The 13,740-nt window shown below is 47.5% G+C and carries 9 protein-coding genes and 2 pseudogenes; 3 read left to right on the top strand and 8 right to left on the bottom strand.

The window, feature by feature from the left end; all coding sequences use genetic code 11:
* Positions 1-58: 58 nt before the first annotated feature.
* The 3 genes from JCM10512_RS25115 to JCM10512_RS13405 are packed head-to-tail and all read right to left on the bottom strand — an operon-like array spanning position 59 to position 2,026.
* Positions 59-709 (bottom strand): DUF5056 domain-containing protein, encoded by a 651-nt coding sequence (locus tag JCM10512_RS25115; protein WP_081741312.1) that lies wholly within the window; start codon positions 707-709, stop codon positions 59-61.
* Positions 693-1,241 carry an RNA polymerase sigma factor gene (locus JCM10512_RS13410; RefSeq protein ID WP_044163805.1) on the bottom strand — a complete coding sequence of 183 codons (549 nt, stop codon included), beginning with the start codon at positions 1,239-1,241 and terminating at the stop codon, positions 693-695. Before JCM10512_RS13410 ends, JCM10512_RS25115 begins: the two co-directional genes overlap by 17 nt.
* On the bottom strand, positions 1,238-2,026 hold the full coding sequence (locus JCM10512_RS13405; protein ID WP_044163803.1) for a DUF6249 domain-containing protein: 789 nt from the start codon (positions 2,024-2,026) through the stop codon (positions 1,238-1,240). The genes JCM10512_RS13410 and JCM10512_RS13405 overlap by 4 nt, the downstream gene beginning before the upstream one ends.
* 128 nt (positions 2,027-2,154) lie before the next feature.
* Between JCM10512_RS13405 and JCM10512_RS13400 the strand changes: the two genes are divergently transcribed.
* The gene (locus tag JCM10512_RS13400; protein WP_044163801.1) at positions 2,155-3,582 is read left to right on the top strand and encodes a methyltransferase RsmF C-terminal domain-like protein; all 1,428 of its coding nucleotides are present in this window, start codon (positions 2,155-2,157) and stop codon (positions 3,580-3,582) included.
* Here JCM10512_RS13400 and JCM10512_RS13395 read toward each other — a convergent pair.
* From JCM10512_RS13395 to JCM10512_RS13375, 5 genes and pseudogenes are all read right to left on the bottom strand, one after another.
* Positions 3,577-4,770 (bottom strand): TolC family protein, encoded by a 1,194-nt coding sequence (locus JCM10512_RS13395; protein ID WP_081741311.1) that lies wholly within the window; start codon positions 4,768-4,770, stop codon positions 3,577-3,579. The two genes, JCM10512_RS13400 and JCM10512_RS13395, sit on opposite strands and share 6 nt — an antisense overlap.
* A 19-nt stretch (positions 4,771-4,789) precedes the next feature.
* Positions 4,790-7,928 (bottom strand): annotated as a pseudogene (locus JCM10512_RS13390) (efflux RND transporter permease subunit).
* A gap of 112 nt (positions 7,929-8,040) precedes the next feature.
* A pseudogene (locus JCM10512_RS13385) lies at positions 8,041-9,305 on the bottom strand (efflux RND transporter periplasmic adaptor subunit).
* Positions 9,306-9,436: 131 nt separating this feature from the next.
* Positions 9,437-9,847 carry a DUF6769 family protein gene (locus tag JCM10512_RS13380; RefSeq protein WP_148298400.1) on the bottom strand — a complete coding sequence of 137 codons (411 nt, stop codon included), beginning with the start codon at positions 9,845-9,847 and terminating at the stop codon, positions 9,437-9,439.
* Positions 9,848-9,928: 81 nt separating this feature from the next.
* Positions 9,929-11,572, bottom strand: coding sequence for an ABC-F family ATP-binding cassette domain-containing protein (locus tag JCM10512_RS13375; RefSeq protein ID WP_044163799.1), 1,644 nt, complete (start codon positions 11,570-11,572; stop codon positions 9,929-9,931).
* 118 nt (positions 11,573-11,690) lie between these two features.
* On the opposite strand from JCM10512_RS13375, the gene JCM10512_RS13370 reads away from it, so the two are divergent.
* Positions 11,691-12,089 carry a response regulator gene (locus tag JCM10512_RS13370; RefSeq protein ID WP_044163886.1) on the top strand — a complete coding sequence of 133 codons (399 nt, stop codon included), beginning with the start codon at positions 11,691-11,693 and terminating at the stop codon, positions 12,087-12,089.
* A 614-nt stretch (positions 12,090-12,703) separates the two neighbouring features.
* On the top strand, positions 12,704-13,117 hold the full coding sequence (locus tag JCM10512_RS13365) for a hypothetical protein (protein WP_044163797.1): 414 nt from the start codon (positions 12,704-12,706) through the stop codon (positions 13,115-13,117).
* The last annotated feature ends 623 nt before the right edge of the window (positions 13,118-13,740 follow it).

Here is a 13,740-nt window from a genome sequence, read left to right as displayed (position 1 = left end):
AGAGTCTTTACCAGGTAGTTGGCGGAGAGTTTGGCAAGCGTAGCATGATCGGGATTGTTTAAGATACACCCAACATCCGAACGCAGTTTGCTTTTATCTGTTTGCCGGGGATTATCATAGAAGATGGCGATGCTCGAGTGGTTTCAATCTTCTCCTTCTCCAATAATTCGTAGTAGATCTTATTGGTGTACTTGGATGTCTTTTTATAATCTCCGATTATAGGTTCGTAGACAATAACTTCTTCTTTCTGGTTCTCGACCCTACAAATCACAGTATTAAGTCCACCGTAGTAGACATAACATACTATGACCAGCAGAATCAGAACACAGATGAGAATTAAAACAATAATCATTGCTAAAAACGTCTTTTTAAGTAGCCACCTAGCTAAGGAACATATTTTGCGTGTAGCCAGGAACAACAATACCACAGCAGCTATGATGGCTGACTTCGGATCGAGATTGGCTATTACATGCACGAATACATCGGCGCACACATCTTGCAGTGTCACCAGCGTTGCGTCGATACCGCCCAAGAGTACAAAGAGTACAATTGCGATCAACATTACAAAGACAGACCAGACCTGTGCCAGTCTATTCTTACGGTCGGGTAGTTGGCGCATCACCCGGTGCGTGAATCCCTTGTCTGCTACCTCTTTCTTTTCGGCAGCAAAGAAGTCTCGCAAGAGTTTATCATTATCTATTTCCATCATAACCGTTTTGTTTTAAATATATTGCTAATTTATCCTTCCCACGCGCCAGGTGGCTTTTCACCGTTCCTGTCGGTAATCCAGTAATACCTGCGATCTTATCTATACCGAGATCCTCCATGTAGAATAAGGTAAGGCAAGTTCGTTCCGTTTCTTTCAGCATTTTGAGCGACTGATAGATATCCATTTGTTGCCCGATATTTTCCTGTTCGGTTTGCAAGATGACATCTACTTCTCTGGCATCCAGATCGGCCGTCTCTTTCCGGCTGCGAATATAATCATAAAATACATTATAGGCAATACGATACAGCCAAGTTGAGAAACTAGATAAGTTTTTAAAGCTGCTGATATTCGTATACGCTTTTATAAATGCATCTTGTGCCAGATCGTCGCTCAATTCGCTGTCGCCACAGGTCAGGTTCAAGAAGAAACGCCGGATAGGCGATTGATACTTCTTGACCAACTGGTCGAAGGCCCTGGTGTTGTGAAACACCACGACCTGTGCGACTAACGAGATGTCATTGAACTGACTCATTTTTGTTCGTCTTCTTTTTCAGTATTGTTTATTTCGATACCTCCGAACTTGATTTTGCTTTTACCCGTCTTTTCATCGTTGTCAATGTGAATGAAAGGCGCATTGTTCGAGTCACCATCTTTACGCATGCCTATCAACCATTGACCGATTCCCATAAACATCACCAGCAGTCCGATACATCCTACCCCAAACTCACCCGTGATGGCCCAAAGGAAGATGAATAATCCGATTCCGGTGAACGTATTTTGTATTCCTTTAGAGCGTGAATCTACAATCTTCTCCCCTTTGAACAGGCCTTCAGGCAGCGGTTGTCCGGCAGCCAGTGCCTGTTCGGCAAGGCGATAGCGAGCTTTCCGGTTCTTGTAGCGGAAGAAGAACACAACGAATAAGATGAATACCGGCATACCGAATACAGCGATTATCGCCACGATGGGTATCAGAACTTGTCCACTCCAGATGGGGAATGGGAAACCGTCAGAATCGTCGTTGTCCAGATCAAAGCTGAAGCTTGCTTTACCATGCCCTTTGCTTGTAGAAGTGCTATCATCGACTTCCTCATCTGAATTGATCGTATCGGCTAGCGCATCAATATCCGCATCCGCATCTGCTGGATCTACTCCTACAACGGTAACGGCTGTGTTTTTAGTTGTTGTTTTACCTGAGTTCGTTTTCGATACGGTTATTTTGACCTTCCCTACGGAATCCTGTATAACGGTGGTCTTTTGGGCATTTGCCGGTAAGCAAAGCGCCAAGATTACTGCGAGTGCTAATAGAATTTGTTTCATATGCTTTTAATTTATTTTATTTCTTTGTCTTTTAGACGTAGTTAGTGTCTATGAAAGTTGCAAAGAGACGAAATTATTTTGATATTTGCGGAAAATTTCAGCGTTTTTTCTTTGCATATAAATCAAATATGAAGCTACCCGCATCGTTTATAGAGTATACGCGTGGTCTTTTGGGCGACGAGAATTATGATAGTTTGGCAAAGGCTTTGGATCAGGAGTCGCCTGTTAGTATTCGGTTGAATAAACTGAAGATACAACATGAAGAGTGGAACAACCGCGTTCCATGGGCTACCGACGGATACTATTTGGACAAACGGCTCACATTTACATTCGACCCCTTGTTTCATGCCGGTTGCTATTATGTGCAAGAAGCATCATCCATGTTTGTGGAGCAGATCTTGAGACGTTATGTATCCGAAAAGTCGGTTGTAATGCTTGATCTCTGTGCCGCTCCCGGTGGTAAGTCCACCCATGCCCGAAGCGTATTACCACAGGGCAGCTTGCTGGTTGCCAACGAAGTAATCCGTAACCGTTCACAGGTGTTGGCGGAGAACCTCACCAAATGGGGCAATCCCGATGTGGTAGTGACCAATAACGACCCGTCCGATTTCCCCCGGTTGGGTACTTTCTTCGATGTCATCCTGACCGATGTTCCCTGTTCCGGTGAAGGAATGTTTCGCAAAGATCCCGTAGCCGTAGAAGAGTGGAGCCCCAAGAATGTAGAGATATGCTGGCAACGGCAACGGAGAATACTGACCGATATATGGTCCTGTCTCAAACCCGGTGGAATACTGATTTACAGCACTTGTACTTATAATACGAAAGAAGACGAAGAGAATGTAGCCTGGATGCAGCAAGAGTTCGATGCCGAACCTCTGACGCTCGACATCCCGGCCGAATGGAATATAGCCGGAAACCTACTCGAAAACAATGAGTTGCCGGTCTATCGTTTCCTGCCCCATCGCACCAAAGGAGAAGGTTTTTTCCTGGCCGCTCTACGAAAACCCGTTACTGCCGAAGAGATTGCTTATGAACCTGTGAAGACTTCCGGTAAAAAGAATAAGAAGGACGAAAAGCCGAGCGCTACCCTTGTGCCTAAAGAAGCCGTGGCAACTGTCAGAAACTGGTTGGATGAGTCCGCCGATGTGGATGGTTATAAAATGATTGTAGAGGGCAGCACAGTCTCTGCCTTTCCGAAGTCTTATGCCGAAGAGCTAGCTATGCTCAAACAAGTGTTGCGAGTTATTCAGGCGGGAGTGACCGTAGCGGAAGTCAAAGGAAAACTGCTCGTACCTGCTCATGCGTTGGCCATGAGCCGGCTATTGAAGAAGGACGCCTTCCCGACAGAGGAAATAGACTATAAACAAGCCATTGCGTATTTGCACAAAGAGGCCATCTCCTTGCCGGAGACAGCCCCTCGTGGTACTGTATTGTTGACTTATAAGCAGACCCCTCTCGGATTTGTGAAGAACATAGGCAACCATGCTAACAACCTTTACCCACCCGAGTGGCGTATCCGTAGCGGTCACCTGCCGGAGGAAGTCCGTACCTTATAGCCTGCTTTTATAAATTTGCGCCATGGCCTTCTGATACTGGTTCTCCAGTTGCAGATAATTCTGTTTGCTTTGGTAGATCACCGAAACCTCAACGAAGTACTCAATCATACTGATCTGCCCTCCGGAGAGTGCCTCTTTCAGCAGTTTGAGATCCTGTTGTGCCTGGAATGTCTTCTGATACTCCGTCATTGAGTTGTGCAACGTGGTCGCCTCCTGATACAGCTGAGTCAATTCAAGCTCAGCTTGCAGCGTAGCGCTTTCCTTTTGCAGGTCTACATTGAGTGCCTGTGCTCGTGCCACCTTCACCTTGTTGCGGTTCTCGAACAATGGGAAAGAGAATCCTACCACCACCCCGTTGAAAGGAGTGCCCGATTCCGTATTCCGTCGATACCCCAATTCCAGTTTGGGCAACCATTGCGATTTGTTCACACTGATTTGCTTGTGAGCGGCAACGCTTTCGTTGTTTAGTGCCAGTATGGCCCGATCGGCCGGTAGCACCTCCACCTTCAACATCTGCAAGTCCGCCGGGAAAGGAGATGCCGGATAACTGTTCTCTTCAAATACCACCGGCACATTGCCGTTTAGCATCGTCAGTTCCTGCAATTTATTGCGCAGAGCCGTTTCATTCAACGAAGCTTCCGTGCGTACATTCAGCAGCTCCAGGTTGATCTTATTTGTTTCCAGCACATTGGCATCACCCGTTTGCAGGCGCTTGGCATACATCTTGGCTAGTTCTTCGGCATTGCGCAAACGCTCGTCCAATACATCTTTCTGCTGCCGGAGCATGATGATGTCCAGACAAACCTCTTTGGCTTGTAGCAGAATGGTTTGACGTGTAATATCCGCCTGGCTGTCATACGTATTGGCTTTCAGTCGGTTCAGCTTGTTGCGTGTGCCATACAGCGTTGGAAAGTCAAAGCTCTGCGAAACAACCAGCTCACCGATTGTCTCATTCTTATCCTTCGCTCCCCAGAGGTGAGAATATGAAAGCGACGGATCGGGCAGGTTGTTGTCCGTACGTGCTTCCAGCTTCTGCGAGGTAACCAGTTGCGCGTTGGCTTTCAGGTCTTTGTTGTTCGATTCGATCGTGTGCAACACCCGGTCGATAGTACCCTCCCTGCCTTCTCCTAAAGCGTAGGAGAAGGGTAGGGCACCAATGGCTATAATTGCAATATATTTCCTATACATTATCTTATTTGTTTAAACGTTAAACTGATTGTGTAGCGGGAGCCAGATTCGTACCTTCCTCTTGCGAAGGTGATTCCGGTTTGGCTTTCGTTAGCATCAGATAAACAATCGGGATGATGAATCCGTTCAGGAATGTCGACGTTAAAAGGCCACCCAGAATAACTTTAGCCATCGGACTCTGTATCTCGTTGCCCGGTAAGTCACCTCCCAGCGCAAGCGGTATGAGCGCAAGTGCCGAGCAGAGCGCTGTCATCAGAATCGGATTCAAACGATCGAGCGAACCTTGGATCACACTTTCGTAGATACCCTTACCTTCCTCCTGTTGCAAGTGGTTGTAATGGCTCAGCAATAGCATACCGTTACGGGTCGCGATTCCGAATAGCGAGATGAAACCGATAATGGCGGGAATACTGATCTCACCCGTTGTAAACAGCAGGGTGAACACACCACCGATCAGAGCCAACGGCAAGTTGAGCAGAATCACACCCGCTTCCTTGGCATCCCGGAACTCATGATACAGAATCAGGAAGATAACGATGATACTCATAAAAGAAGTCAGCACCAGTACCCGACTGGCAGCCTGTTCGCTTTCAAACTGTCCGCCATATTCGATGTGATACCCTTCCGGAAGTTTTATCGAGTTGTTGATCTTATCCTGCATCTCGTTTACCACACTACGCAAGTCACGGTCGGTCACGTTGGCGGAGATCACAATCTTCCGTTTCACATTCTCCCGGTTGATCGTATTCGGTCCCATGGCCGAGATAACTTCCGCTACATGACTCAGCGGGACTTTCTTACCATCCGATGTGTCCACCATCAGGTTGCGTATTTTTTCCATCTCGTCACGCGAGTTGTCCTTTACTTTAATGGTCAGGTCAAAGCTTTTACCGCTTTCGTACACCTGCGAAATAACCTCTCCCGCCAGGGCGATGTTGATGAACTTCGAGAACTCCGGCAGCGTAATGCCATAACGTGCAAGCATTTCGCGTTTGGGCTGTATCTTCAGCTGTGGACGTTCGATTTGCTGCTCCACGTTTAAGTCGGCAACCCCGGCAATATCCCCGATGGTACTTTTGATCTCATTACCCAGCGAGAACATTTTGTTTAGATCATCTCCAAACAGTTTGATGGCGATGTTAGCCTGCGTACCCGATAGCATGGCGTCGATACGGTGGCTGATAGGCTGTCCGATCTCGATGCTGGCTCCGGTTATTGTGTTCAGCTTCTCGCGTACGTCAGCTATCAGTTCGCTTCTAGAGCGGTCCTTCAATTCAAAAGGTGCTTCAATTTCCGAAACGTTCACCCCCAACGCATGTTCATCCAGTTCGGCACGTCCGGTCTTGCGGGCAACGGTTTGTATCTCCGGCACAGAAAGTAAAAGTTCCTCGGCCCGAAGTCCCATTTTGTTACTCTCTTCGAGCGAGATACCCGGCAGTGAGCTGATGTTGATGGTGAACGAACCCTCATTGAATCCGGGTAAGAAGCTGCGTCCCAGCGTGAAGAAACAGACCAAGGCAACCACAAATAAACCAATGGTTGTGCCCAGTGTGACCCGTTTGTGGTCCAGTACCCAAGTCAGTGCCTTGCCGTAGATTTTCTTCAACCAGACCGCTACGAACGACTCCTTGAGATGCTTATCCGACTTCTTGCGGTCCAACAGGTACGAGCAAAGAACAGGTGTCAGCGTTAACGCCACTACCGTAGAGGCAAAGAGCGCAACGATAAACGCGATACCCAGCGGAACAAGCATACGGCCTTCCATACCACTTAGGAAGAAAAGCGGAACGAAGCTCACCACGATGATAAGTGTAGAGTTTAGAATCGGCATACGCACCTCTTTCGAGGCGTTGAACACGATGTCCAGCGTACCCAATCGTTCCTCTAACGGCTTTAATCGATTCTCTCGCAGTCGTTTGAAGACGTTCTCCACGTCTACAATGGCGTCATCCACCAACGATCCGATGGAAATAGCATACCTCCAAGGCTCATCGTGTTGATGGTCAGCCCATGTAGTGCAGTACCAGAATGGATACCAGTAAAGAAAGCGGCAGCGTGACGAGTGAGATCAGCGTGGTTCGTACATTGGCCAGAAAGAGGAAGAGGATGATTACAACAAATATACCCCCTTCGAAAAGAGCCTTCTGTACGTTACCGATCGAACTTTCGATGAAACGGCTCTGACGGAATATATCGGTAGACACCTTCACATCCGGAGGCAGATTCTTTTGCAGGTCTTGCAAAGAAGCTTCCAGTTTATCGGTCAACTCCAGCGTACTGGTGGCCGGTTGCTTGGTTACGGTTAGCAGTACAGCGTCCTTGCCACGTTCCGAGGCTGTTCCCAACTTCGGTGCTTTGGAGCCGACTTTAACATCCGAGATATCCTCCAATAAGATCGGAGAACCGTCGATGTTCTTCACCACCGCCTTGCCTAGTTGCTCCACCTGATCGGTCGACAACACACCGCGAACGATGTACTCATTGCCGAATTCGTAGAGCACTCCACCATTCGCGTTCAGGTTCATCTCCTGCGTAGCGGTTTCGATATCGTCCATCGAGATGCCGTAATGACGCATCCGGTCCGGGTCCAGCAGAATCTGGTATTCTTTGATGTCACCTCCCAACACAGCTACCTGTGCCACTCCTCCGGTAGAAAGCAGACGGGGACGTATGGTCCAGTCGGCTATTGTACGCAGATCGAGCATGGAAGTCGAGTCGGCAGTCAGTCCGATAATAAGCATTTCACCTAAGATCGAGGACTGAGGGCCCAGCGTGGGTTTGCCTACATTGGCAGGCAGCGATTCGCCAACAACAGCCAGCTTCTCGCTAACAATCTGACGAGCCAGATAAATATCGGTGTCCCAGTCGAACTCCACCCATACTACGGAGAATCCGTTGGTGGAAGAGGAGCGAACCCGGCGTACACCGGTGGCTCCATTGACGGAGGTTTCGACAGGGAAGGTGACGAGCTGTTCCACTTCCTCGGTTGCCATACCATTGGCTTCGGTCATGATGACTACCGTGGGGGCGTTTAAGTCGGGGAACACGTCTACCTCTGTATGTGTGGCGGTGTATGTTCCCCAGATCATCAGGAGAATGGCCGCGCAGAGCACAACCAACCGGTTATGCAAAGAGTAGTGTATGATTTTGTTTAGCATAAACTTACTTGTTAAAGTTGGGTCCGTTTGCGTCTCTATTTGGATCGGCTACGGACGAAACTTGTGGGTATTTATAACTTGATGCCACGTTTTACAGCGGACTTTAGCTGTTTTAATGTTCGTGGCTGTGAGCCGGGATAGCGTTGCTTGCGCTGGCTAGGCGAATCTGGTAAGCTCCTTGAGTCACAATCCGGTCACCGGAACTGATACCGCTCAGGATCTGTACGCTCTTGCCATTGTCGGCTCCCAGAGTTACTTCTACCTTTTTATATCCCTCCTCATCGAGCTGTTGATAAGCGAAGAAGTGTCCCTGCTCTTCGGTCAACGCGGCACGTGGAACTGAAATCACCTGCTCCATCGCCGATGAGAGTAGATAGATCTCGACATACGATCCGGGAAGTATATCCCCTTTGTTGTCGAATTCGAAAGTTACCGGTATATAATAGGAGTTGTCTCCGGCGGCTTTGCCGAATGAGAGCAAACGGCCGTTCAATTCTTTAAGCTCATACACCTTGTTGTCGTAAGGAGTCCGGAAGTTGGCCGACCCGATACTGCGCAAAGACGCGTAGTATTTCTCGGAAACCTCCGCACGCAAGAATAGGCGACGGTTTTGTGTAATACTCATCAGCGGTTGTCCGATGGTCACGTAGTCTCCCTCTTTGACAAGGATGCTTTTCACATAACCGCCAATTGGCGACGTGATGGTTTGTCCGGCAGCCGAATGGTTCTGGGCAAGTGCTTCGTAACTGATGCGTGCGTTTTGAAACGTCTGCTCGGCTTGTGCGAACTCTTTATCCGACACGATTTTACTTTTGAGTAGCTCCTTCATACGTTCGTATTCTTTCTTCGAAACGTCGTAGGCAATTCGGGCACGTTGCACCGGGTCTCCTTCGGCAATGTTGCTCGAAGAGATGCTAACCAGCGGGCTTCCTTTGCTACATTCATCCCTTCGGTAACCTTACCGCGGAACTTCACCACACCGGCTACGGTGGCTACAGCTACCGACTCATCGCCTTGTGCCGCCAATACCTTACCGCTTGTCTTGATCACCTGTTGGAAAGATCCGGGTTTGATTTCGCTTACTTTTATGCCCGCAGCATCGGCCTTTTCTTTGGGAAAGATTATTTCGTCGCTATGGCTGTTGGCAGCCGCTTCGTTTCCGTGGTCATGTCCTTCGTGCCCTTCGGCGCCGTGGTCATGCCCTTCGTGATCGTGTCCTTCGGAACCATGGTCGTGTCCTTCGTGATTGTCTCCTTCGTGATCGTGTGTTCCGGTGCAGTTGGCATGTCCTTCCGAACTGTTTGCGCTTCCGGATTTACTGTTGCAGGAGCCTAGGAGGAATAGTCCTAAGACTCCCAGAAAGATAATTTTCTTCATAATGAATATGTTGCTCTTTTTTGTTATTTATTCTGTTGCAAAGATAGGTTCGATCGAGTGCAACAAATTTGCAAAGTGAGGCGATGGACTGAAACACAGTCTCCAACGCCCGATTTTAGAATGGGGAGAGATTAAAGAGCAGGAGGTGCCCGAAGGCTGAAGGCACGGGATATATTTGTGCCATGTAAAGACTCTCGATACGAAGCGTACCGGAGGTTCAACCCCTTATCTTGCGGATGAAGAAGGGTCTCAATGATATCGTATGTAAACAGAACCGCGATCAGTATGAACTGCGGTCCGTGATCCATTTGTGCGGAAGGCCGTGGAGAATCAAAACGAGTCATGCACTCATTCTTGCAGCAGGAATCGTTTGAGTCATGGTTGTGATGATGTTCCGGACAGTTGTTTGCTGCCGGAGCGTCGTGCTTCATGCAGATCATGCCATCCGGATGGTGGTGATGAGGCAAAACAGGCATGGCCAACATGATGATGTTGACAAACAAAAGCAAAGCTAGCATGCACTGTTTCTTCTTTCTTTTCATAGACTTTCGCTACTGACCGACAAAGATATAAATACTTTTCTTTCTGTCTAGCGCAATAATAAATGATTTTATATTTTATAACTACTTGACTCTCTTTTCTAATTCCTGCAACGAATCCATTTTCTTCTTTTCAAGGAATTCGTAAATGCCGCAGAGATGTTCGGTCACCTTCTTGTTGCCGAACTCATAGACTTTCGTCACCAGTCCGTCGAGGAAGTCACGGTCGTGCGACACCAGAATGAGTGTGCCGTCGAAATCCGCCAATGCCTGTTTGAGGATATCTTTGGTTTTCAGGTCGAGATGATTGGTCGGCTCATCCAGAATGAGCAGGTTGACCGGTTCGAGCAGCAGCTTGATCATGGCCAAACGTGTACGTTCCCCTCCCGAAAGTACTTTTACCTTTTTCATCGACTCTTCGGGGCCGCCAAACATGAAGGCTCCCAGCAGATCGCGTATTTTATTGCGTATTTCCCCTTTAGCCACATCGTCGATGGTCTGGAAAACGGTCAGGTTCTCGTCCAGTAAGGAAGCCTGGTTTTGGGCGAAGTAGCCAATCTGTATGTTATGTCCCAACGTTAGCGTACCGTCGTGTTCAATCTCATTCATGATGCACTTCACCAGCGTTGATTTACCCTCGCCGTTCTTGCCCACAAAGGCTACTTTATCGCCACGTTCGATTGTCAGTGTGGAGTTACGGAACACCACATGTTCGCCGTAGCTCTTGCCCACATCTTCCATCGTTACCGGATAACTGCCGGAGCGGGGAGAGGGTGGGAACTTCAATCTCAGTGCCGAAGTATCTTCATCATCTACCTCCAGAATGGCTAGCTTTTCCAACATCTTCACCCGGCTTTGTACTTGCAGGGTTTTGGAGTACGTGCCTTTGAAACGTTCGATGAACTCTCTGGTCTCAGCAATGAACTTCTGTTGTTCGTCGTACGCCTTTTGCTGCTGCACGCGTCGATCTTTGCGTAGTTCGAGGTATTGCGAGTAGTTTACCTTATAATCGTAGATGCGGCCCATGGTTACTTCGATGGTGCGTGTGGTTATGTTATCCACAAACTTCCGGTCGTGACTGATCAGGACAACGGCTTTGCCATTGGTGATCAGGAAGTCTTCCAACCACTGAATCGATTCGATGTCGAGGTGATTGGTCGGCTCATCGAGCAGCAGTACGTCCGGCTTTTTCAGCAGTAGCTTAGCCAGCTCGATACGCATACGCCATCCTCCGCTGAAGTCGCTCGTGGGACGGTGAAAGTCTTCCCGCAGAAACCCGAGTCCCAGCAGAGCTTTTTCTACATCTTCTTCGTAGTTGGTAGCGTCTATGGCGTAGAACTTTTCACTCATAGCGGACACCTCTTCGATCAGCAGCATATAGCTATCGCTCTCGTAATCAGTGCGAGTTTCCAGTTCTTTGTTTAGTCGTTCGATCTCCGCTTCCATTTCGTGCAGATGGGCAAAAGCCTGTGCGGTTTCTTCGAAAACCGTTCGTCCGTCTTCGGTCATCAGATGTTGTGGCAGATAGGCTACCACGCACTCTTTGGGGGCCGATACATTGCCACGTGTCGGTGGGCGGATGCCAGCCAGTATCTTGAGCAGGGTGCTTTTGCCTGCCCCGTTTTTACCCATCAGTGCGATGCGGTCTTTCTCGTTTATTACAAAAGAAATGTCACTAAATAGAGTTGTTCCGCCAAACTCTACGGCCAGTCCGTCTACAGAAATCATACTAATTTTTTAATTTGAGGGGCAAAGATAGTAAATATATTATTTTATTTTATACCTTGCGACCTGAAATGAATCATAATTGTAAAGTCATTGTCTTTTTATGAAAGAGGGAAGTGATATGGAAAACAGACAAAAGGAGGAGTTCAGGCCCCTTATTCTAGTAGCTGAGGATGACGATAGTAACTTCAAGCTAATCAAAGCTATTATCGGAAAAAAATGTGATATCGAATGGGCCAGGAGCGGGGAAGATATTATTGAGTTATTTAAGCAATATCGGCAGGATACGAATGCGATCTTAATGGATATTAAAATGCCTGTCATGAATGGGCTGGACGCTACCAAGATTATACGTGAATACAGTAAGGATGTTCCCATCATCATGCAAACAGCCTATGCTTTCAATTCCGATAAAGAAAATGCCATAAAAGCCGGTGCGAACGAGGTTTTGGTGAAGCCGATAACGCTCCATGTCCTCCGTGGTACACTGAGCCGGTACTTCCCAAAGATTGTCTGGTAACTATATAATAAAAACTAGGATATAGCCTATCTTATTATTATGAAATAATAATAAATTAGACTAACCTCAACACCTGTACGCCGCCCTATTTTAGGATGTTTGTAGCGGTTCCCGACGATTTAAATTCTTGTCTTTTAAGGGAAACTTTGCGGTTGCCCTCCAAAAACTTGCGTTTATACCTATCTATTAGCTAATATATTCAACATCGACTACCCCGCTAAACAGGTGGCCAGTCCGCTATGGAAGCCTCAAACAGAGTCGTACCGCAAACTCAAGAACCGCCCCGATCGGGAAAATGAAGCGGGAATGGCCAAGGATTCGCTTCCGGTGGTTATGTCGAAGCTTTCATCCGTACTTTTGCCAGTTATCACCCTTGGCAAAAAGGCAATCGTCATGAGTCGATGCTTGCGCTGGGAAGGAGTGTTAGATGTAAGGTGTTTTCGAAATAGGAGCTAAATAAATTAACATTAATTATGGCAGTTGGAATTGTAGAAAGCGGTTATACGCAGAAATAGCTCGAAAAAGACCTACTCGCTGGATATCAATATGTTAACCTATCATATATACCCCCAAAAGAGGAAAAGTTACTGCCACTACTGCCAACTGCCACCTTTATGCCTATCTCAGGTGGTTTTTCGAGTGAAGACCCCGAAAGCTTGTCAATTAATAATGAAGAAATAAGAGCTTCTTCTCCCACCATTCCCGATGAGGTTTATACCCACCTACCCGACTTTCTGAAAGAAGCCCTGAAGCCGGCACGCAATAACCGCGAACGAGATATACTCCTATTGGGTATACTCATCAACCTGAGTGGTTGTATGCCCAACGTTCGTATCTACTACAGTCGTTTCGTGATATACACCTGCGAAGCACGTTGGAAATTCCGGTCGGCAGCACCTATCGGGGGAGGCGAAGATTATGTCACGCTCTACAAACGACTCAGCCGGCAGGTGTTGGATATGTATCTCCTGCGCATGAAGGGTTTATTTGTTCCGACGAAGATTTCCATTCGGCTATGGAAATTGTGAAAGCTACAATCAATCACAGTCTGCTGCTTATCTCCTCTTTACCGGGAGACGAAGTGAACCCCAAAGCATTAAAGTCGTACTTCCGCATACGCTTCGTTATTGAGTGACTCTTTAAGAATATTACTTACAGATTATCTAAAAGTAAAGCTGTCGAAATGGGACTATCTGAGAGATACCTGCCGATGTTTTAAAAAACTAGCAGAGCTGAAATGTCTTGATAAACAAGAAGATACATATCTAAAACTTAAAAAAGTTACTGCCAGATACGCATAAAGGTGGCAGTTGGCAGTTGTGGCAGTAACTCGCTGGCTTCAAATAGTATTAAAAGCGTACATAAGATTATCTTTTCACCCTGGTTTTCCGAAAAGCTAGTACTAGGTTAGGGTGAAGTTAGTACTAGGTTAAGGTCAAGCTAGTACTAGGTTAGGGTCAAGTTAGTACTAGGTTTGGGTCGAGTTAGTACTAGGTTTTGAACAGCAAGGGTACTGCCTCTTTGAGTCGTGCGTAAAGCTTAGGGTAACACCGCCATGATTGGTTGAAGTCGAACAACAAAGAACCGCACACTATCATTTAGGGTTCCCCCAAGTGGCGAACAATCTGCTCCACCTCCCGGCGTAGAAACC

Source organism: Bacteroides reticulotermitis JCM 10512 (assembly GCF_000517545.1).
In the GTDB taxonomy this organism is placed as follows: domain Bacteria; phylum Bacteroidota; class Bacteroidia; order Bacteroidales; family Bacteroidaceae; genus Bacteroides; species Bacteroides reticulotermitis.
This window is presented reverse-complemented; position numbering and strand designations above follow the sequence as displayed.